Source organism: Streptomyces sp. NPDC002701, assembly GCF_042889045.1.
Classification (GTDB): domain Bacteria; phylum Actinomycetota; class Actinomycetes; order Streptomycetales; family Streptomycetaceae; genus Streptomyces.
On sequence record NZ_JBIAQL010000003.1, the window covers coordinates 617,138 to 637,584 of the forward strand.

Below are 20,447 nucleotides of genomic sequence, written 5' to 3' on the forward strand. Positions count from 1 at the left end.
ATCATGTCCGCGACACCGTCCCACACGTCTCGGCTCCGGAGTCGTCGATCTCCCGGCTTCGGTCGTACGGGTCGACCGGGGGCCCGCTCGGGGGCGGGTCCGTGGCCTCCGTCGTGGCCAGCCGCGGGTGCAGGAAGCCGTCGTGGGCGAGGCAGGCGGAGTTGAAGATGTCGTTGTCGTTGCTGACGACCGCCAGCCTGCCCGGTGTGACCTGGTACTTCGCCGGGTCGGCGAGCCGCAGGTCGATGACCCGGCGGACGATGGTGCGGGCCACCTCGGTGGAGTCCGGGTCGGCCGGGGCCACCGCGTAGACGAAGGTGTAGTCGGTGTGGATGTCCACCGCCCCGTCCTCGCCCGCCTCGAAGGTCGTACGGCCACGGGTCTTGACCACGTCACCGACGAGCCGCACCTCGTCGGGGTCGAAGCGGCTGACGAAGTGCAGCGGATCGTGGCCCTTGCCCGGCTTGCGCAGCTGGGACCGCAGGTCGTCGATCATCTCGGGCTGCTTCGGGTCGAGCACCTTGTCGAGCACGGTCTCGGGAGTGCCGCCGAGCAGCGTCACGCGGTCGAGGTTCGCGTCGACGAGCAGCGCCCTGGTCTGTTCCAGGGCCCGGGCGACCTGGTCCTTCGAGAACACGCCGACCGCCTTCGCCTCCGGCAGGACGATCCCGTCGGCGCCGTCGGCGTACCGCACGGCCGGGGAACCGGCGAAGGGCTCGTCCAGGGTGGGCGTCCCGGGCACGGAGCCCGGGGCCGCGGTCTCGGGGGCGGTCTCCGCGGGCAGCGGAGCCGCGGACCGGGAGCCCGCGGCGGAGTCCGAGGCGGTGCCGAAGGGGTCGCCCGGCAGCAGGGACGGCTTGATGGCCACGACGGCCACCGCCGCGGCGAGCACGACACCGATGGCCGTCCACACCTTGCGGCGCCGGGCTCCCGGTCCGTGCGTCCCGTGTCCGGCGGGTCCGGTACGCCAGCCCTGGGGGAGTTCGCCGCGGGCCTCCTGCTGCCGCAGCCGCTCGGTCACCATGCGGGCACGCGCCGACGGTTCCTTGGGTGCCTGAGAGGCCCGGATGTCCTGCTCGCTGTCCTGGACGAACCGCGCCCACACGTCGTCCGGTACGGACGGGTCGGGATCCACGCCCGCTCTCTCCGCGGGCACTCCGGGTATGCCGGGCACCTCGGGTTCCCCGGGTGACGTCCCGGACGGCTTCTCACTCACGGCGCTCGTGCCTCTCCCCCATCGACAGCCCAAACGAAGGTCAGTTGTATGGCGTGGACACGGATGTTCACAAGTCGAACTCAGATGTGACTCAGCGCACATAAAAATTGTGTGAGTTCCAGGACAACCCTTCACAGGCGTCACAGGTCTCACTTGCGGAATCAACGGCCATACCCGCGACCGCCACGCGTTGGCCTCCCAAATCTCGCGCCGCTGCGTAGCGGCGCACCGGACTTTCCGAGGTCTTCATGAAGATTCGCCGTGTCATGGCCGCTGCCGCCACGACGGCTGTCATAGCCCCGCTCGCACTGCTGTCGGCTCCGGCCGCGTTCGCGACCACCCCGACCCCGAGCGCCTCGGTGTCCGAGTCGGCCAGCCCGTCCGCGTCCGTCTCCGAGTCGGCCTCCCCGTCCGCCTCGCCGAGCACCTCGACGTCGGAGTCCGCCACCCCGTCGGCGAGCCCGAGCACGTCCGCGCCCGCGTCGAGCCCGGCGCCGAGCACCTCCGCGCCCGAGCCGTCGGAGACTCCGGACCCGGAGCCGTCGGTGTGCGAGGAGACCTCGGTCGACGTCAGCATCACCGGCCTGCCCGGCAAGATCGCCGTGGGCAGCGGCTGGCACAAGTTCTCGCTGAACGTCCTGAACTCCTCGGACTCGACGCTGCAGAACCTCGACTTCCTGGCCGGCGCCTCCGCCGACGTGGACGGCACGGACCTCTTCAAGAGCAAGCAGGTACAGCTCCAGGCGTGGAACCCGGACGCCAAGGTCTGGGAGAACCTCGACGAGGAGGGTTATGCGGTCGGCTTCGTCGGTTACACCGACGAGCTCAAGCCCGACTACGAGGTCAACGTCCCGCTGCGTATCAACGTGAAGGCCGACGCCCCGGTCGGCGCGGGCTTCTCGCTCGGCGCGACCATCTACGGCGACGACGACGCGCAGTGCACCGGCTTCGGCGAGGTCGCGTACAAGTTCCAGATCGTGGCCGCGGGCACGGACACCGACGGCACCGAGCCGCAGGAAGGCGGCAAGGCGCCGATCTCGGACCAGAAGCCCGACCGGACCAACACGCCTGAGGTCACCGGCAGCCTCGCCGAGACCGGCTCCGACTCCGCGCTGCCGACCATCGGTCTCGTGGGTGGCGTCGCGCTGCTCGCCGGTGCGGGTGCGGTGGTCGTCGCTCGTCGCCGTAAGGCCGGCGCCGACGCGTGATCGCTGCCCGCGAGGGGGCGGGGTTCGGCTGCGGGCCGGTGGGGGCCGCTCGCGCCGTTCCCCGCGCCCCTTGCGGGGCCCGGGTCCCTCACGGGGCCCGTTGAAGACGCGTGAGGCGTGAGGCGCTGTATGCGCAACGGACGAAGGACCTGCACTCGGAGGGGGGCGCAGGTCCTTCGTCTTTCTCTCTTCGGTTCTCTTCGGTTCTCTTCGGTTCTCTCGGTGGCTACTTCTTCGGTGGCATCGCGGGCATGCCGAGGAACGGGAGTTTCAGGGCGCCGAAGGCGTCCGCGGGGACCGCCGGCGCGAGCGGTTCGACCGGCTTCAGGCGCTCGTACGCGGTGCCCTGCGCGGGACGCGGGTCCGCCTCCCCGTTGTTGGGCCAGTACGACATCGCGCGCTCGGCCTGAGCCGTGATGGTCAGCGACGGGTTCACGCCCAGGTTCGCCGACACCGCGGCGCCGTCGACGACGGAGATGCCCGGGTGCCCGTACAGCCGGTGGTAGGGGTCTATGACGCCCTCGTCCGCGGACGCGCCGATCGGGCAGCCGCCCAGGAAGTGGGCGGTCAGCGGCATGCCCATCAGCTCGCCGACGTTCGAGCCCGCGAAGCCGTTGATCTCGGCGGCTATCGCGTCGGCACCCGCCGACGCCGCCTTGATCTGCTTCGGGTTGGGGGCGCCGTGGCCCTGGCGTGCCGTCAGCAGCCCCTTGCCCGCGCCCTTCGGCTTCAGGTACGTGGTCAGGGAGTTGTCCAGGGACTGCATCACGAGGCCGATGATGGTCCGCTCCGACCAGCGGCGGTTGGACAGCGAACGGGCCATCCGGCTGGGGTGCCGCACCGCGTTGGCCAGCCAGGCGAGGACGCGGGAGGAGCCCTCCGTGTACGGGACCTGGAGGATCGACAGGCTGCCCATCGAGTTCGAGCCCCTGCCGTAGCGGACGGGCTCGATGTGGGTGTTGGCGTCCGGGTGGATCGAGGAGGTGATCGCGACCCCGCGGGTGAAGTCGACCTTCGCCTGACCGGTGGCCTTGCGGTACCGGCGGTTGTCGGTCTGCGCACCCACCAGCGCCTCGGAGTTCGTACGGGTCAGCTCGCCCAGCCTCTTCGACAGGTGCGGGAGCCGGCCGCTCGCCTTCATCCGGTGCAGCAGGGTCTGTGTGCCGTACGTGCCGGCGGCCAGGACGACCCGGCGGGCCCTGAAGACCCGGCCCTCGTCCTTGCGCCCGCGGTCCGTCGGGAGCGTCGAGACGGCGTACCCGCCCCGCGAGTCGTCCGTGACGGCCACGACGGTGGTCAGGGGGTGCACGACCGCGCCCGCCTTCTCGGCGAGGTACAGATAGTTCTCGTTGAGGGTGTTCTTCGCGCCGTGCCGGCAGCCCGTCATGCACTCGCCGCACTCGGCGCACGCGTTGCGGGCCGGGCCCACGCCGCCGAAGTACGGGTCCTCGACCTGTTGTCCCGGCCGCGCCTCCACAGTCCCGTCGGCGTCCCTGCCGTCGCCGAAGAACACACCGACCGGCGCCAGGTGGAAGGTGTCGCCCACGCCCATCCGCTCGGCGGCCGCCTTGAGGTGGACGTCCGACGGGGTCATGGTCGGGTTGAGCCGTACGCCGAGCATCCGCTGCGCCTGGTCGTAGTACGGCTGCAACTCCTCCTGCCAGTCGGTGATGTCCTTCCACTGCGGGTCCTCGAAGAACGGCTTCGGCGGTACGTAGAGGGTGTTGGCGTAGTTGAGGGAGCCGCCGCCGACGCCCGCGCCCGCCAGCACCATGACGTTGCCGAGGAGGTGGATGCGCTGGATGCCGTACATACCGAGTTTCGGCGCCCACAGGTAGTTCTTGAGGTCCCAGGAGTTCCTAGGCAGCGTGTCGCGGGTGAAGCGGCGGCCGGCCTCCAGGACGCCGACGCGGTAGCCCTTCTCCGTCAGGCGGAGGGCGGTGACGGATCCGCCGAAGCCTGATCCGACCACGATGACGTCGTAGTCGTAAGTGTCCTGAGGCACGTGTGCTCCTCGTCGAGTGTCCGTGCGGGTGGTATGTGGCTGGTCGCGCAGTTCACCGCGCCCCTCTTCAGGGCGCCTGCCTGGAGTTTTCGGGGCGCCTACCTGAAGCGGAGCGCCTTCATGAGCCTGAGACTGCGGGTCATGAACCGGGCGTACTTCTCGTCGTCCATGCCGAGGGACGGGGCCATCGGCAGCAGACGCTGCTGGGCCACCGTCTGGGCCTCCGTGTACTTGAGGATGCCCTCGGAGCCGTGGCGGCGGCCGAGGCCGGAGTCCTTCATGCCGCCCATCGGCGACTGGACGCTGCCGTACGCCGGCCCGTACCCCTCGTTGATGTTGACCGTGCCGGTACGCAGCCGGGCCGCGACCGCGGCGCCCCGGCGGCCGTCCTTCGTCCAGACCGAGGAGTTGAGGCCGTACGCCGTGGCGTTGGCCGCCTCGATCGCCTCGTCCTCGTCCGTGAACCGGTAGACGGAGACGACCGGGCCGAAGGTCTCCTCGCCGCAGACCGCCATCGGCGCCTCGACGCCGTCGAGGATCGTCGGCTCGAAGAAGTACGGGCCGATGTCCGGGCGCGCGACCCCGCCGGCCACGACCGTCGCGCCCTTGGCGACGGCCTCCTCGACGTGCCGTGTCACGGTCTCCAGCTGGCGTTCGCCGACCAGCGAGCCCATGTCGGCGCCGTACGCGAGGGACGTGCCGAGCCGCATCGCCCTGGTCCGCGCGGCGAACCGCTCCAGGAACGCCTCCGCGACCGACTCGTGGACGTACAGCCGCTCGATCGAGATGCACAGCTGGCCGGCCGACGAGAAGCAGGCGCGGACCGCGCCGGCCGCCGCCTTGTCGATGTCGGCGTCCTGGAGGACCAGCATGGCGTTCTTGCCGCCGAGTTCCAGGGAGACGCCGACCAGCCGGGCCGCCGCGCTCTGGGCGACCTCACGGCCCGTGCGGGTGGAGCCGGTGAAGGAGACGTAGTCGGCGTGCCTGACGACCTCCGGGCCGATGACGGGACCCTCGCCGAGGACGACCTGGAAGACGTCGGCCGGCAGACCCGCCTCGATCAGCAGGTCGCGGGCCCACAGAGCGGTGAGGCAGGTCTCGGTGTCGGGCTTCATCACGACGGCGTTGCCCGCGACGAAGGCGGGCAGCGCGTCACCGACGGAGAGCTCCAGCGGGTAGTTCCAGGGGACGATCTGGCCGACGACACCTCGCGGGTGGCGCAGCTCGGTGACCTTGGTGAGGGTCGGCATGGCGCCCGCGTGCCGTTTGGGGCGCAGATAGAAGGGGGCCCTGCGGCCGTAGTGGCGGGCCGCGACGGCGACCGCCTGGACCTCTTCGTGGGCGTGCAGCCGGGCCTTGCCGGTCTCCAGCTGGATCAGGTCCAGCACCTCGGCCTGGCGGGCCAGCACCAGGTCGTGGAAGCGCAGGAGGACGGCCGCGCGCTCCCTGACGGGGGTCAGGGCCCAGACGGACTGCGCCGCACGGGCCCGCCCGTACGCCTGCTCCACGTCCTGCGGGGTGGACTCGGGCAGGTCGGCCAGCTTCTCGCCGGTGAAGGGCGTGTGGCTGGCGGTACGGCCCGAGCCGGCCACCCCGCGGGTGAGCTGGGCTATGAGCTCGGGCGTGACCACGTCGGCCGCCGTGCGGGCGCCTTCGGGGGCGGGCGCGAGAGGGTTGGTGCCGGTCGTTGCCGGGGCCTGTGCAGGGGCCTGCGAGTCCGTCATGAGCGGCAGGGTATGCCCGTTCGGGCACTTTGGGTACCCGCCGGTAACAGGGTTTCACCGACTACACACACGACGCCAGTGATCACTGGCAATGATTGGCCTGATCAGGATGTTGTCCGACAGCGGTCAGGGCAGGGCGGAGACTGCGGAGTCCGTGGTCACGGCTCGATCTCCAGGCGTTCCCGCCCTCCTTCGAACACCGCCGTGCCCCTTTTCTCGTCCGGGGTGCCCTTGGGCATGTCCACCCACAGCTCGTACATCCGGCTGTCGTCGGTGAGGATCATCAGCCCCATGACGCGGGTCACGGTGCCCTCGGTGTCGTAGCCGAACCTCGATGACCTCGTCGTTGTCGAAGAGCGCCAAGCGCGGCTGGTCGTCGGCGCCGCCCTGCTCGTGGAAGCGAGGTACTGCTGGTGCGCCCAATGTCCCGTGCCTACCGCGCGAAGGAGGAACTCGTCGATGTCGACCCCGACGTCAAACCGCCCGCCGCCAGGCCGACCGCCGTCAGGCGGGTCGCCGACGAACCGGCCGCTGTCAGGCGGGTCGCAGACGACCGGTCGCCGCCAGGCGGGTCACCGCCGGACCGGCCGCCATCAGGCCGGTCACCGACGGCCGATCGCCGACATACCGGCCGCCGTCAGGCCAGCCGCCGACCGCCGGTCACCGCCAGGTCGGCCGCCGCCGGACCGGCCGCCGTCACGCCGGTCGCCGACGGCCAGTCGTCGTCAGGCCGTCGGCGGGGTCCGGTGTTCGGGCGCGGTCTCTTCCTTCGGCAGGGCCCGCTGTCCGGGCAGGGCCGTGCGGCCCACCGCCGCCGCGAGTTTGCGCAGCCGGCGCCAGTCCAGGGGCGGCTTGGTCTCCGGGACCCCCGGCCGGTTGCCGGGGACGCGCACCCGCAGGGCGCCGGGCTCGATCCGGCACCGTACCGGCGTGGGGAGGACGAGCGCCTCGCCGTCCACGCCGACCTCGATCTCGGCGCGGTCGGCGTCCACCAGCACCTCGCGGGCGGTCAGCACCGTGAGCCCGGTGGAGTGCCGGCCGAGCAGCAGTCCGGCGGCCTCCGCGGCGTTCTCGACCCTGATGCCGAGGACGCCCAGCACGCCGGACTCCAGCCGCTCGCGGTAGCCGAGCCCGGCCGGATCGTCCACGCGGTAGGGGTTGTTGCTGACCAGCAGGGCCTGCGGCGCGTCGATGACGGCGGCCCCGGTGCCGCCCTCCCCCTCCAGGCGGGCCGTCAGCCGCGGCCCCCGCTGGTGCGTCAGCAGTTCGGGCAGCAGCTCCAGCGTCGTACGGACCTTGTCGTCCCGGTACTCGGGGCTCTGCACGACCACCGCGTACGCCCCGAACGAGGCGTTGTTGACGAAGGGGTGCGTGTCGGCGAAGCCGAGGTCGACACGGAGTTCGACCCCCTCGTCGGTGAGGGCGTCGAGGCTCGCCGCCGGGTCGTTGCGGTCGAGACCGAGGTCCATGGCGAAGTGGTTGCGCGTTCCGGCGCTGACGACGAGGAACGGCACGCCGTGCTCCGCGGCGACGGCGGCGACCAGCGCCTGCGTACCGTCCCCGCCCGCGACCCCGAGCAGGTCGGCGCCGTCCGCGACGGCCCGGCGGGCGAGTTCGCTCACGTCCTCGCGCCGCTCGGGGTCGAGGAGGTGGACCCGGGCGCCGAGCCGCTCGGCCTTCTCCTTCAGCCCGAACCGCTCGACCTTCCCGCCCCCGGACCGCGGATTCATGATGAGGAAGGCCCGGACGGGCGCGGGAGTCCGGTGCTCCGGCACGGTCACGGTGTGCGACCTGGTGCTGCTGAGCGCGAACTTCCCGGTCCAGACGGCGAACCCCCACAGGCCCAGGGACACGCTGACGACCCACAGCAGGTTCTCGGCGGCGAAGAACCACACGACGGCGGCGGGCGTCGTGACGGCCAGGACCACGGCCGCCGCGCGGGCCGTCCCCCGCAGGGTCAGCACCCACCACAGCGCGGCCACGGTCAACGCCGTGCCGAACGCCCCGACCGCGACGAGCAGCAGGCTCTCCACCCTCGCGTACCCGAGCGGCAGCAGCACCGCCACACCGGCGGCGGCCAGCGAGCTGCGGGCCGCCCACCGCTGCCGGGCATGCGCCCGCCCGTCAAGATCCAGGCTCACGCCCGCCGCCTCTCTCCGCGTACCGAGGGCAGCAGTATGCCGGTCCCGGAACCGACTTGACGTTTCCTTGACCGAGCCACAGACTCCTGCTTCAGCTCAGTACCACCGAAGGAACATTCGAATAATGAAGAGATTCGCGCTGCCGCGTACCGGCGCCGCCGCCGTCGTGTCGGTCCTCTCGCTCGCCCTGGTGACCGGCTGCTCGGACAGCGGCTCCGACTCCGGGTCGGACTCGGGCTCGGGCGACAAGGCGGGCGCCAAGGACCCGGCGGCGGCGAAGGTCCTCAGCGACGGCGAGCTGGAGAAGCTGATCGTCGCCACGGCCGACGTCAAGGGCTTCAAGATCGGTCCGGCCGACGGGTCCGAGCAGTTCGCGTCCTCCAAGAAGGACATCGAGGTCGTCGACGAGAAGTGCGCGCCCCTCGCGTACGTCATGGCCGGCTTCGCGCCGGGCGACGAGGTCTCGTACGTCAACCGCATGGCGCAGGAGGACCCCGCCGCGAAGGCGAGCGCCTCCCCCACCAAGGACCTGGAGGACATGACCGAGGAGGAGCTCGACGACGCGATGAACTCGATCACCGACGCCCTCGGTTCGACGATGACCGTCGTGTCGCTCTCCTCGTACGAGGGGGACGGCGCCGAGAAGACCATGTCCTCGGTCTCCGCCGCGATCGACGGCTGCGGCGGCGGGTTCACGGCCACGGCGAAGGACGAGCCGCAGAAGTTCAAGAAGATCGCCGGCGAGAAGGCGTCGGGCAAGGGCGACGAGTCGGTGGCGTTCGCGGCGACCGCCGACGCCGACGGCAGCCCGGTCGTGCACGCGGAGGTCGCGCGGCACGGGAACACCGTCGCCACGTACTTCACGCTCAGCCTGGCGGCCTTCGCCGACGACGCCAAGGTCTCCGACTACGAGATCCCGGCCGCGCTCGTCGAGGCGCAGACGGCCAAGCTCGGCTGACGGCGGCCGGCCGGGGGGCGGGCGCGGACACGCCGGACCCGCCCGCCCTCCCGCCGGTTCACAGCCTGTCGATGTCCAGGTTCGCGATGGCCGTCCTCGCGACCTCGCGCCCGCGCTCGGTGAAGTCGCCCTTGCCCGGGTAGCCGATCATGAGCTTGTACATGTCGCCGGACCCGGTCCGGTAGTAGAGGACCTGCATCTCGCGCGGACGCGGGTCGGTGGTGTCCGTGCTCGAGTAGACGACCGTGTTCCTGGCGGCCTTGCGGTCCTTGTACGTGACGTCCGCGGGATCGCTCCTGGGCGCGGGGTCGGAGTCCATTCCCAGCCCGTAGGCGCCGTTCTGCTTGTAGGCGGTGTCGTCCTCGTACATCTCCGCCGACGCCGTCGAGGCGATCTCGTCCGTGGTGTCCTCGCTCTTCCTGTCCAGCGAGAGACTGACCCACAGGGTGCCGCTCGGGTCGGTGAACTGCACCCAGTGCTCGTCCTTGGGCGCGTCCGGCTTGGGCACGGTCTTCTGATACCCCTCGGGTACGGCCACCGTCGCGCCCAGCGCCTTCAGGTCCGCCTTCCTCCAGCCGTCCGGCAGGGGGCCCGCGAACGGGTCCGCGACCATCAGGTACGCCGCCACCGCCACCGCGACGACCACGGCGCCGAGGCCGGTGCCGATGCCGATCCACGCCCTGCGGCCCAGGCGGCCGGCGCGGTGCGGTCCCCCGCCGGGTGCCGCCGTCCGCACGACCTGCGTGGGCTCAGGCCGGGGAGGCCGCGCGGCCTGCTCCAGGAGCGTGCGCACGCGGGCCGCGTCCGGGCGCCGGTTCGGGTCCTTGTCGAGGAGGCCGCCGATGACCTCCGCGAGCGGTCCCGTGGCCGCGTTGGGCGCGGCCGGCGTGGCGTTGAGGACGGACTGCAGCGTCGCGGGTGTGTTGCTGCGGCGGAACGGCGAGACGCCCTCCGTGGCCGCGTACAGGACCACGCCCAGCGACCACAGGTCCGACGCCGGGCCCGGGCGCTGGCCCAGCACCCGCTCGGGCGCGATGAACTCGGGTGAGCCGACGAAGCCGCCCGTGTCGGTCAGGTTCGTCTCGCCCTCGATCTGGGCGATGCCGAAGTCGGTGAGGACCACCCGGTCGCCCGTGCCGAGCAGGACGTTGTCGGGCTTGACGTCGCGGTGCAGGATGCCCGCCGCGTGCGCCGACTCCAGCGCGCCGAGCACCTCCAGGCCGATTCTCGCCGCCTCCCGGGCGCCGAGCGTGCCCTCCTGGAGGGCGGCGCCCAGCGAACGCCCCCGGACCAGCTCCATCACGATCCACGGCCGGCCGTCCACGACGGCGACGTCGTGGACGTTCACGACCGCCGGGTGGTCGAGCCGCGCCGCGGCGCGTGCCTCGCGGCGCATCCGCTCGTAGACATTGGCTCGTTCGCGTTCGGGAAGATGGTCCGGTACGCGCGGCTCCTTGACCGCGACCTCCCGGTCCACCGTCTCGTCCTTGGCCCGCCACACGGTGCCCATCCCGCCGTGGCCGAGCTTGTCGAGCAGCCGGTACCGGCCCGCGACGAGCCGGCCGGCGCCGGGGTCCTGCGGCGGCCGGGACGACGGGGACGGCGGGACCGGCCGAGCAGTCCCCGGGTGGGGCACCCGCGCGTCGGGCACCACCTGGGCGGGTGTGGCGTACGGGTTCCCCGGGTGCGGTACGGCGACCGGCGGGCGCGGCGGTTGCAGACCGAAACTGGTGGGCTCGTCGGGTCCGTAAGGGGCTCCCCCGTTGCTGCTCATGGGGTCCATCCTTATCGCGGCGGGCGCCTCCGCTCCACCCTGGGCGCTTTCCGGTCACAGACCCGTGACGCACGGCGCGCCTTATGCGCCGTTTATGTGGCGATGCGGCGCATGAACCGGGCCGTACGGCTCATCGACCGGCGTCACTCGGCCCGTCCGCCGACCCCGTCCGCCGGCCCCGTGCGGGTCAGGAACCCGTGCGGGTGAACGTGTCGACGGCCACGTCGAAGTACTCCCGCGCCTCCCGCGCCTGGCCCGTCGGAGCCGACACCAGCACGTCGTACATCCGGCCGCCCTCCTCCCAGCACAGCTGGTAGGCGTGCCGCGCCCCCTCCGCCGCGCTGAACCCGTTCCAGGTGAACTCCCAGAGCGCGGCGGGACGTCCGGAACGGGTCGTCTCGGTGACCCGGCCGTCGCGGTACCCGGGGTTGGTCTCCGGCCCCCCGGCCGCCGCGCGTTCCATCACCGCGAGCGGGCCGCCGGGCTCCGGATCGGACACCTTGACGCCGATACGGAAGGTCTTCGCCGCCGACAGGTAGGAGATCCGCTCGCCCTGCGCCTCGCGGGTGAAACCCACGGGGACCGCGAGCGAGAAGCCCGTGTCCTTGGCCAGACGGTATCCCGTGGGCACGGTACGGCCCGCGGAGGCCGTCGGCCGGGAACCGGTGACGGTGGGTCCGGGGCCCCCGCTCGTCGCGGCCGTACGGGACGAGGAGGCCGAACCCGTGGGCAGGCCCACTCCGTTGCCGCCGTCGCCCATCAGCAGCGCGGCCGCCGACACGCCCGCCACGGCCATCGCCGCGACGAGGGCGGTCGCGATCAGCACGTTGCGCATCGAGGAGGAGACGGCGAAGGAGGGCCTCGGCGGGAGCGCGGGCCCGGACTCCGGGGCCGCCGGCGCCGGGGTGCCGGGGTCGCGCCCGGCATCCCACCGCACCGGCGGACCGCCGGGCGAGGACAGCGGCATACGGCCCGTGTCGAGGAACGTCCGCAGCAGCCGCTGCGCCTCGGCCGCGCCCATCCGCCGTTCGGGATCGCGTTCGAGGAGCCCGAGGATCACCGGGAGCAGGGGTTCGGCGGCCGGGGGCGGATAGATGTCGTCGACCACGACCGCGTGCAGGATCCCGCCCAACGAGTCGCGCCGGAACGGCGATTCACCGCTGAGCGCCGTACAGAGCAGCGCCCCGAGCGACCACAGGTCGGACTCGGGACCGGTCCTGACGCCCGACATCCGCTCGGGTGCGGTGTACTCGGGCGACCCCACGAACGACCCGCTCTCGGTCAACGTCGTCGCGCCCGCGACCTGCGCCGTCCCGAAGTCGGTGAGGACGACCCTGCCCTCCAGGTTGAGCAGCACGTTGCCGGGCTTCAGATCGCGGTGCAGGACACCGGCGCCGTGTGCCTTGCTCAGCGCGCTGAGCAGGTCGATCCCCATCCGCGCCGCCCCGACGGCGTCGACGGGGCCGTCCCGGGAGATGCGGTCGGCGAGCGAGCCGCCTTCGAGGAGGTCCATGACGATGTACGGGCGTTCGTCCTGCTCGACGACGTCGTGCACGACGATGATGTGCGGATGCCGCAGTTGCGCGATCGCGCGTGCCTCACGCAGGGTGCGCTCCCGCTGCAGCCGGGCCTCCTCCGCCGAGAGCGAGGTGTCGACGGGGAGTTCCTTGACCGCGACCTGCCGGGCGAGCAGCTGGTCCGTGGCCTGCCACACGACACCCATGCCGCCTCGGCCGAGTCTGGCTCCCAGGCGGTAACGGCCCGCTATGACACGGGCGTTGTCCTCCGGTCTCTGCCCCTCGGTCCCCATGCGCCCCATCATGCCGCACCGGACTTACCCCTTCCGGGCCCACGCACCGGCCCTGGCCGACAACCGACGTACCCCACCAGGTACGCACCCGGCGAAGAGCCCCGCAAGAGGCACCGCGCAAGGGACGCCCCGTGACGGGCGCCCCGCGAGGGGCGCGGGGAACGGCGCGTTCAGCCACGACACACCCGTGGACACCTACGAACCCGGCGCCCGCCACCCGCGCAGAATCGTGTCGAACCGCGCCCGGGCCGTCTCCCAGTCGCCCGCCGGCGCCGACATGTAGATCACGTACTCGACCCCGTCACGGCTGTAATACGCCTGCTCGATCGCCCGGCGAGGCCCGGGAAACTCCGTGTCCTTCGGCAACGCGGTCCAGGTGAAGTCCCACAACGCCCCCGGACGGTCGCGGAACGTATTGGCCTCCAGACCGATCCGCCGGTAGTCGCTCAGCCACTCCAACTGCTGTTCGAGATCGACGAGATGACGGTACGGGCTGTCGAAGTCCGGCCCGTCGTCGACGGCGATGCGCACGAAGTGCTCCCCGCCGTCGGGCGTGTAGTCGATCTGGCCCTCATCGACCTGACGCTTCCAGCCCTTGGGCAGCACGAGGCTGAAGCCCTGCGCGTCGTCGACACGCTCCCAGCCCTCGGGCACGTCACCGGTCCCGGTCCCCCCGGTCTGCTTCCCGTCGCCCTCCCCGGTGGAGGGGGAGGGGGAGGGGTCCGTCGACGACGAGGGAGAGGAGGACGACGAGGACGTGGAGCGGTCCGAGGACCTGGACGAGTCGCCGTCCCCCCGCCCCTGCGCGTACAGCATCGCCGCCACACCACCGCCACCGACGAGCGCGGCCGCCAGCACGACCGCGGCGACCGTCCGGAACCGACGGCGCCCGGTCCCGCCGACCACGGCGGGCTGGTGCGCGGTGGCGACGGCCGGGTCGGGCGCGGGCCGGCCGTGACCGCCGTACGTGTCACGGCCGGCCGGCCCACCGAAGGCGCCCTGCGCGTACGGGCCGCCCTGAACCCCGTGCGCCCCCGAGGCGCCGACGCGAGTGGCTTCCTCGGGTCCGGGCCCGGGCCCGGACAGCCCGTGCTGCGTGGGCACATACGCCTGCGCCGAACTCGGCGTCCGTCCCTCCGCCACCTCGGCGAGCAGCTGCTCGGTCTCCTCGGACCCGGGCCGCTCGGCGGGATCCTTGCGCAGCAGGGCGGTGATGACGGAGGCGAGCGGGCCCGCGTGTTCCAGGGCCTCCGGCTCCTCGCCGACCACGGCCTGCATGGTGGTCAGGGGCGTCGTCCGCCGGAACGGCGACCTGCCCTCGACGGCGGTGTAGAGCGTCGCGCCCAGCGCCCACAGGTCGGCGGACGGACCCGGATCCTGCCCGCGGATGCGCTCCGGCGCGAGATAGTCGACCGAGCCGACGATCTCCCCGGTGCGCGTGATCGTCGTGTCCCCCTCGACCTGCGCGATCCCGAAGTCGGTGAGCAGCACGCGCCGGTCGTGGGAGAGCAGGACGTTGCCGGGCTTGATGTCGCGGTGCAGGACGCCCGCGGAGTGCGCGGCCCGCAGCGCGCGCAGGACCCACAGTCCGACCCGGGCCGCCTCCCGCGGCTCGATGCGCCCCGACTCCTTGACGGCGTCGGCGAGCGAGCCCCCCTCGACGAGCTCCATCACGATCCATGGCCGGCCGTCGTGTTCGAGCACGTCGTGCACGGTGACGACGGCCGAGTGGTTGATGCGTGCCGCCGCCCGTGCCTCGGCCCGGGTGCGGGCGAGGAGGACGGCCTGCTCGCTCTCGGACACGTAGAGCGCGGCCGTCAGTTCCTTGATCGCGACGGCGCGGTGCAGCACCTCGTCACGCGCACGCCACACGCGGCCCATGCCGCCACTGCCGATGGAGTCGACGAGCCGGTAGCGCCCCGCCAGAAGCAGGCCCTGCATCTGATTCACGTTTCCCCGCAATGGTCTTGACAGGGTCAGACTAAGGACCGGCACCCGCCCAGGGAACCGGCGGGGTCCTACGGAGACAGCACTGTGACGGTCGCCGCGCAGTTGAACGAGCGGTTGCCGCCCGGTGATCAGGCGTTGTGCGCCGAGCGCGGGCCGCAACCCACGGATATCCCGGCCGAACCGTCGTCACGGACGTACAAGGGCGCTGTCAGCACAGTGTCATGACGCCACATCAGCCGGTGATCTGGTAGGTCGACGACGCCTGCTCGTACAGCCGCGTCACCTCGTCCCGCTCGGCCTCAGGACCGCGCACCTGGAGCACGTGGTACCGCCCGCCCGCGATGATCACGAGGTTCCGTACGAAGACTTCCTGGCCCGACGCGTCCTGCCAGGTGAACTGTCCCTCGGCCATGGCCCGTCCGCCCACGTCGATCCGCCGCATCCCGCTGGACGTGGCCCAGGTCGAGTCGCGGAACGGCTGCAGCTCGCGCTCGTCCTCGCGCTGGTAGGTCATCGGGTCGGTGCCGTACTCACCGGTCGTGTCGCGTCCGGGGACGACGAGCAGCTCGAATCTGCCGTGCGAGTAGACGACCTGGCCGCGTCCGTTCTTCCCGGTCCGCTCCCAGCCGTTGGCGACGGCGACGCGGAACCCTTCCGCGTCCTTGCGCAGGGTGAAGCCCTGCGGCAGCTCGGGGCCGGTGGTCTGGGTCGTGGAACTGGACGAGCGCGTCGGGCTGCTGTCCCCGCTCGGCGTCTTCTCGTCCTGCGGATCGGTCCCCGAGTTCCCGTCCGGGCCGCCGCCGGTGTCCGAGGACGGCCCGGGGCTGACGACGTCCCCCGCGGAACCGGTGCGCTCACCGCCGCCGGAGTCGGTCTTCGGCATGAACGCCACGGCGTACGCGACGGCCGCGACCATGGCGAGCAGGATCAGCAGCAGCAGGGTGCGGCCGAGCCGCCGGGGCTTGACCTCCTTGCCCTGCTTGCCCCGCTTGTGCCGGCCGTGCGGGCTGGTGGCGGGCAGCCCGGCACGACGCCTGCGGACGATCTCGCCCCGGCGGCGTACGACGGGGAGCCGGGTGGGGTCCATCGGGGGCGCCGCGACGACGTACGTCCCCGCCTCGGGCTCGGGCGCCGACCGGACCAGAGACCGCAGCCAGCCCCGGAGCTCCTCGAAGTCCAGCCGCTCGGTGGGGTCCTGGCGCAGCAGTGACTCCACGACCGGCCTGAGCGGACCGCACTCCTCCGCGAACGCGGGCGGCTCCGCGCACACCAGCTGCACCAGTTCGGCGGTGCTCTCCTCGGGGTAGGGCGCGTGGCCCTGGACGGCGCGGAACAGCAGCGCGCCCAACGCCCACAGGTCGGTCGCGGGACCGATGGGCGCCGCCAGCTGCCAGTTCTCGTGCACGGGCCCGGCCTGCTCGGGCGCCCAGCGCTCGGTGACGGGTCCCACGACGGCCATCCGTGCCTGCCGGGCCCGCTCCGCCGCCAGCGCGGTGGCCGGTCCCCGTCCGTCCGGGGCCGGGGCCGGGGTGGGAGTCAGCTGACTCCACGAGGTGGGGGCCGCGCCCGCGCCGGGGTCCGTACCCGTGCCGGTGGCGCGGTCGGCCGACGGCGCGTACCCGGCGCCGTACGCGGCGGTCTCCGCCGTCCACGCTCCGGTCGCGTTGCCGTGGCCGCCGGCACCGCCGTGGTTGCCATGGCCGCCGTCGCGACCGCCCGGCAGCGCGGGGGTACGGTCCTGCCCGGGGGTTCCCACCACGGGTGCCGGGCCGCGCGGCGCGGCACCGTGCCAGGAGCCGGCCGTGCCCGACGGCCGCACGCCGTACGGGTCGGCGATCTGCCCGGGCGGCGAGGTGTGCTCCACCCCCCGCCCCGTGATCTGCCCGGAGAGCTGCCCTGCGGCCGGACCCTCGATCTGCGCCGGGACCTGACCTGTGCCGTGCCCCGCGCCAGGTCCGGGCGCTCGGCCGGAGATCCCGCCGGTCCCGGTGTCGCTCCCGGCGGGCCGGGGCCGCGCGGCGGGCAGCGCCGCGTTCCGGCCGTCCCGCTGCTCCTCCTGCACCCGGGCCGCGGCCCGCGCGCCCGCGCGATAGGCCGCGATGGCTCCGGCCCGCGCGGCCCGTACGTCGCCGCCCGCGTCCAGCGCCCGCTGCGCCATGTCCGACGCCTGCGCCTGGGTCCGTGCCTGCGTGACGGGCAGCGCGCCGCCGCCGCGGACGGCCTCCACGGCGGCACGGTCACCGTCCGGTCCGCGCGCTCCGGGAACCGTCTGCCCACCGGACCATCCGGCGCCACCGGCCCGGCCGAGCTGCGCGGGGGCGCCACCGGGCGGGCCGGCCGGCCCGGACGAACCGGACGGGCCCGCCGCATCGCCGCCCGTCGTCCCGGACCCGCGTGTCCCGGTCTCGCCCTCGGCGGCCGGCACCGGGTCGTATCCGCACAGGGCCTCCTCCGCGGCTCCCGCGGCGAGCCCCGTGAGCATCACGCGCCCGTCGTCGCAGACGAGTACCGTGCGCTCGGTGATGTTCCGGTGCACCCAGCCGTGCGCGTGCAGCACCCGCAACGCGGTGAGCACGTCGGAGGCCACCTCGGCGGCCCGGTACGGACTCAGCGGCCCTTCGGCGAGCAGTGCCGAGAGCTGCCGCGCGGGCACCGACTCGCTCACTATCCACAACGACCCGCCTTCGGCGAACACGTCGAAGACCTGGTCGAGCCGGGGGTGGTCGGGTATCTGCGCCGCGGCCTGCGCCGCCTCGATCGCCCGTCGCACGGCGGGTTCGGCGGGCCGCCGGGTGGTCCGTGCGGAGGGTCCCCGCACACCGGCGTCCCGTGCCACGAACCCGTCGGGCAGCCCGTCCGCGTCGAGCACCTCCGCCTCGACGACCTCGGGCAGCGGCACCTGACGGACCACGACCTCCTGGCCGCTGTACGTGTCGAAGGCCAGTGACTCGGGGGCGAACTCGTACTCGTCCGACGGGGGGAGCGGCAGGCGGTAGCGGTCGGCGAGTACCCGTCCCGCATAGTCGTCCACGGTGCCTCCCCCGCCGCCCGGTTGGTCAATTCCGTTCGTTCCGCGTCCCGTTGTGGCCGCCGTTGTGGCTGCGTACGGTCCGCAACCACTCACGATACGTGCCGGAGGCAACTCACCATGAGGAGATACGAGATCTCAATTGTCTCGTGACCCTCAGGACTTCGGTGTGAACGACGTCGTCAGCGTCCGCCACGTCTCCTTACGCAGCTCGGTGTCCCATTTCGAGCCCTTCGCGGTGTACATGAGTCCATATCCGAGGCTGTCGTTGACGACGAACCCGCGGTCAATGGACCGGTATTCGGTGCCGCTCTCCACGTAGGTGAATTCCCAGTCGGCCGTGTTCCAGCCGCGGTAGTCCACCTTCTCTATTCGGATCCGCTGATACTGCGCCCGCTGCATGTACTGCTCTTGGTTCTTCCAGTCGGCCACCGGGTCGGCCTTGGGCGTCGAGGTCCAGCCGACCAGCAGCTTCTGCCCGTCAGGGCCGGCGAAGCGGGCCCCGGCCGCGCTCGTGGACTGGTATTTCCAGCCCTTGGGCAGCCCTATCGAGAAGCCCTGTCCGTCCTTGTGCGTCGACTCGGCCCCGCTGCCCGAACCGCTGTTGGAGCCGCCGCCCGAACCGCCCGAACCGCTCGACTCGCCGGTGGCGCTCGCGCTGGGCGAACTCTCCTTCGCCCCGCCGCCGCCGGAGGAGTCCGACTTCTCGTCGTCGCCCTTGTCCGTGCCGCTGTTCTCGTCCTGTCGGGTGTCGCTTCCCGCGTTCGCCCCGCTGGACGTGGAGGTGCCGTCCCCGCCCTTGTTCTCGTTCGAGCCCGAGTCGTCCCCGCCACCCAGCGTGACGGCGAGCACCGTGCCGAGCACGGCCAGCGCCACGACGACGGCGATGATCATCAGTGTCCGCCGGGACACCGCGTCGGTGAGCGACGCCCTGGACGTGGTGGTCCGCGGGGGCGCGCCGCCGGAACCGCCAGAGCTTCCGCCCACCGCACTGGAGTTCAGTACGGAAGCGGCAGGCTCCTGCTTCTTCGCGGCAGCGGGCGCGGTGGCCGCGCCCGCTCCGGCGGCAACGGCGGCGAAGCCGGACCGGGCGCCCGAGCCGGAGCCCTGACCGGATCCGGCTTCGTCCCCGGCTCCGGTTTCGGTCCTGGTCCCGGAATCCGTACCGGAACCAGCACCGGATTCGGAGGCCGGCGTGGCGGCCGCGGGAGCCTCGGACGCCGGGGCGGCCGCGGCGGTCTTCCCGCCGGGCGCCTCAGCCGGGCGGTCGGCGGCGGCCCCGGCGCCTGCGGTCCCGGCACCTGCGGCTCCGGCGGCCGCGGCGGCGACGGCCGGCGCACCGCCCTTCCCCTTACGCACCGAGCGCAGCGCTCCGAGCAGCCCGTCCGCCGGTTCCTCGCTCTTCCTGCCGCCGCCCGGGCTCTTCTTCTTCGACGAGCTCTCCGAGGGGAGGTCCGGCAACGGCACGACCTTCGTCGCGTCCACCGGCTCGTCCCCGGGCTCGGGCGTGTTGATCACCTCGGTGAGCATCGCCCGCGCCCCGGCGTCGTCGAGCCGCTGCTCGGGGTCCTTCACGAGGAGCCCGTAGATGACCTTCTCCAGCGGTCCCGCGTTCTTCGGCTGCTCCACCGGTTCCGTCATCACCGCGGTGAGCGTCGCGATGGCGGACCCCTTGTCGTACGGCGGCACGCCTTCCACCGCCGCGTACAGCAGACCGCCGAGCGACCACAGGTCGGCCGCGGGGCCCGGTTTGTGTCCTCGCGCCCGCTCCGGCGAGATGTACGAGGGCGCGCCGACCAGCATGCCGGTCGAGGTGACGGACGGGTCGCCCTCGACCTGGGCGATGCCGAAGTCGGTGAGCACGACCCGGCCATCGTCGTCGGCGATCAGCACGTTCGACGGCTTCACGTCACGGTGCAGGATGCCCTCGCGGTGCGCGGAGCGCAGCACGTCGAGAATGGCCAGCCCCACCTCCGCCGCGCGCTTCGGCGTCAGCAGCCCGTCCTCACGGATCACTTCGGCGAGCGACTTGCCCTCGACGAGTTCCATCACGATCCACGGCCGGTTGTCCTCGTCGACCACGTCGTAGACGGTCACCGCGCTGTTGTTCCGGATCCGCGCGATGGCCTTGGCCTCGCGGAAGGTCCGGGTGATCAGCCGGCGCTTCTCGTCCTCCTCGATGCGCGGCGGCAGCCGCAGTTCCTTCACGGCGACCGTGCGCCCGAGCGTCTCGTCCTGCGCCCGCCACACCGTGCCCATGCCGCCCCGGCCGAGGACTCCTCCCAGCCGGTACCGCCCGGCGAGGAGACGTTCACCATCGTCCTGACGGGATGCTCCCACCTGCTCCGCCTCCGACATGCGTCCCCTCATGCAACCCGCCCTGACAGAGCCTCCATTGTCCCCCACTCGGACACCGCCCGGTGCCCCGGGTGTCCCTCGTGGAAGCAGCGCTTCCCCGAACCGTCCCGCATCCGGGCCCCACCTGCCGTCAGGTCCGGGCCGTCCCCCGCCATGAGCTGCGACGAAGGAGGATCACGATGCCGGAAAGCAGGACCCGACTGCCGCCCTGCCAGTCCGTTGAAGGTTCGCCTACCCAGTTCGACCCGGCGGAAGCGGAAGTTGTCGCGAAACCG

General features: G+C 72.6%; 13 protein-coding genes. 2 read left to right on the plus strand and 11 right to left on the minus strand.

Features of this window, described 5'->3' with window-relative positions; translation table 11 throughout:
- Window position 1: 1 nt before the first annotated feature.
- Both ACFYXC_RS11185 and ACFYXC_RS11190 read right to left on the minus strand, forming a co-directional pair.
- Window positions 2–1,216 carry a hypothetical protein gene (locus tag ACFYXC_RS11185; protein ID WP_389549498.1) on the minus strand — a complete coding sequence of 405 codons (1,215 nt, stop codon included), beginning with the start codon at window positions 1,214–1,216 and terminating at the stop codon, window positions 2–4.
- A gap of 91 nt (window positions 1,217–1,307) precedes the next feature.
- Window positions 1,308–1,793, minus strand: a complete 486-nt coding sequence (locus ACFYXC_RS11190) for a hypothetical protein (protein ID WP_389549501.1) — start codon at window positions 1,791–1,793, stop codon at window positions 1,308–1,310.
- Here ACFYXC_RS11190 and ACFYXC_RS11195 point away from each other — a divergent pair.
- Window positions 1,762–2,424 carry an LPXTG cell wall anchor domain-containing protein gene (locus tag ACFYXC_RS11195; RefSeq protein WP_389549504.1) on the plus strand — a complete coding sequence of 221 codons (663 nt, stop codon included), beginning with the start codon at window positions 1,762–1,764 and terminating at the stop codon, window positions 2,422–2,424. The two genes, ACFYXC_RS11190 and ACFYXC_RS11195, sit on opposite strands and share 32 nt — an antisense overlap.
- Window positions 2,425–2,650: 226 nt before the next feature.
- Here ACFYXC_RS11195 and ACFYXC_RS11200 read toward each other — a convergent pair whose 3' ends face one another.
- The 4 genes from ACFYXC_RS11200 to ACFYXC_RS11215 all read right to left on the minus strand — a co-directional run bounded on the left by ACFYXC_RS11200 (window position 2,651) and on the right by ACFYXC_RS11215 (window position 8,294).
- Window positions 2,651–4,429: a GMC oxidoreductase gene (locus tag ACFYXC_RS11200; protein WP_389549507.1), complete on the minus strand. Its 1,779-nt coding sequence runs from the start codon at window positions 4,427–4,429 to the stop codon at window positions 2,651–2,653.
- Between the two features lie 98 nt (window positions 4,430–4,527).
- The gene (locus ACFYXC_RS11205) at window positions 4,528–6,153 is read right to left on the minus strand and encodes a succinic semialdehyde dehydrogenase (RefSeq protein ID WP_389549510.1); all 1,626 of its coding nucleotides are present in this window, start codon (window positions 6,151–6,153) and stop codon (window positions 4,528–4,530) included.
- A 158-nt stretch (window positions 6,154–6,311) separates the two neighbouring features.
- Entirely contained in the window at window positions 6,312–6,458 is a 147-nt protein-coding gene (locus ACFYXC_RS11210; RefSeq protein WP_389549513.1) for a hypothetical protein, read from the minus strand.
- Window positions 6,459–6,878: 420 nt separating this feature from the next.
- Window positions 6,879–8,294, minus strand: coding sequence for a diacylglycerol/lipid kinase family protein (locus ACFYXC_RS11215; RefSeq protein ID WP_389549515.1), 1,416 nt, complete (start codon window positions 8,292–8,294; stop codon window positions 6,879–6,881).
- Between the two features lie 124 nt (window positions 8,295–8,418).
- Here ACFYXC_RS11215 and ACFYXC_RS11220 point away from each other — a divergent pair, with 124 nt between their 5' ends.
- The gene (locus ACFYXC_RS11220; RefSeq protein WP_389549518.1) at window positions 8,419–9,252 is read left to right on the plus strand and encodes a hypothetical protein; all 834 of its coding nucleotides are present in this window, start codon (window positions 8,419–8,421) and stop codon (window positions 9,250–9,252) included.
- Window positions 9,253–9,310: 58 nt separating this feature from the next.
- On the opposite strand, the gene ACFYXC_RS11225 is transcribed toward ACFYXC_RS11220, so the two are convergent.
- The 5 genes from ACFYXC_RS11225 to ACFYXC_RS11245 form a co-directional block, all read right to left on the minus strand.
- A complete protein-coding gene (locus ACFYXC_RS11225) occupies window positions 9,311–11,026 on the minus strand; it encodes a serine/threonine-protein kinase (protein WP_389549521.1) in 1,716 nt (571 codons plus the stop codon).
- A 187-nt stretch (window positions 11,027–11,213) separates the two neighbouring features.
- Window positions 11,214–12,836, minus strand: a complete 1,623-nt coding sequence (locus ACFYXC_RS11230) for a protein kinase (protein WP_389549524.1) — start codon at window positions 12,834–12,836, stop codon at window positions 11,214–11,216.
- Between the two features lie 195 nt (window positions 12,837–13,031).
- Entirely contained in the window at window positions 13,032–14,777 is a 1,746-nt protein-coding gene (locus tag ACFYXC_RS11235; RefSeq protein WP_389549527.1) for a serine/threonine-protein kinase, read from the minus strand.
- 241 nt (window positions 14,778–15,018) lie between these two features.
- A complete protein-coding gene (locus ACFYXC_RS11240) occupies window positions 15,019–17,817 on the minus strand; it encodes a protein kinase (RefSeq protein WP_389549530.1) in 2,799 nt (932 codons plus the stop codon).
- A 153-nt stretch (window positions 17,818–17,970) separates the two neighbouring features.
- Window positions 17,971–20,172 (minus strand): serine/threonine-protein kinase, encoded by a 2,202-nt coding sequence (locus ACFYXC_RS11245; RefSeq protein ID WP_389549533.1) that lies wholly within the window; start codon window positions 20,170–20,172, stop codon window positions 17,971–17,973.
- Window positions 20,173–20,447 lie beyond the last annotated feature (275 nt).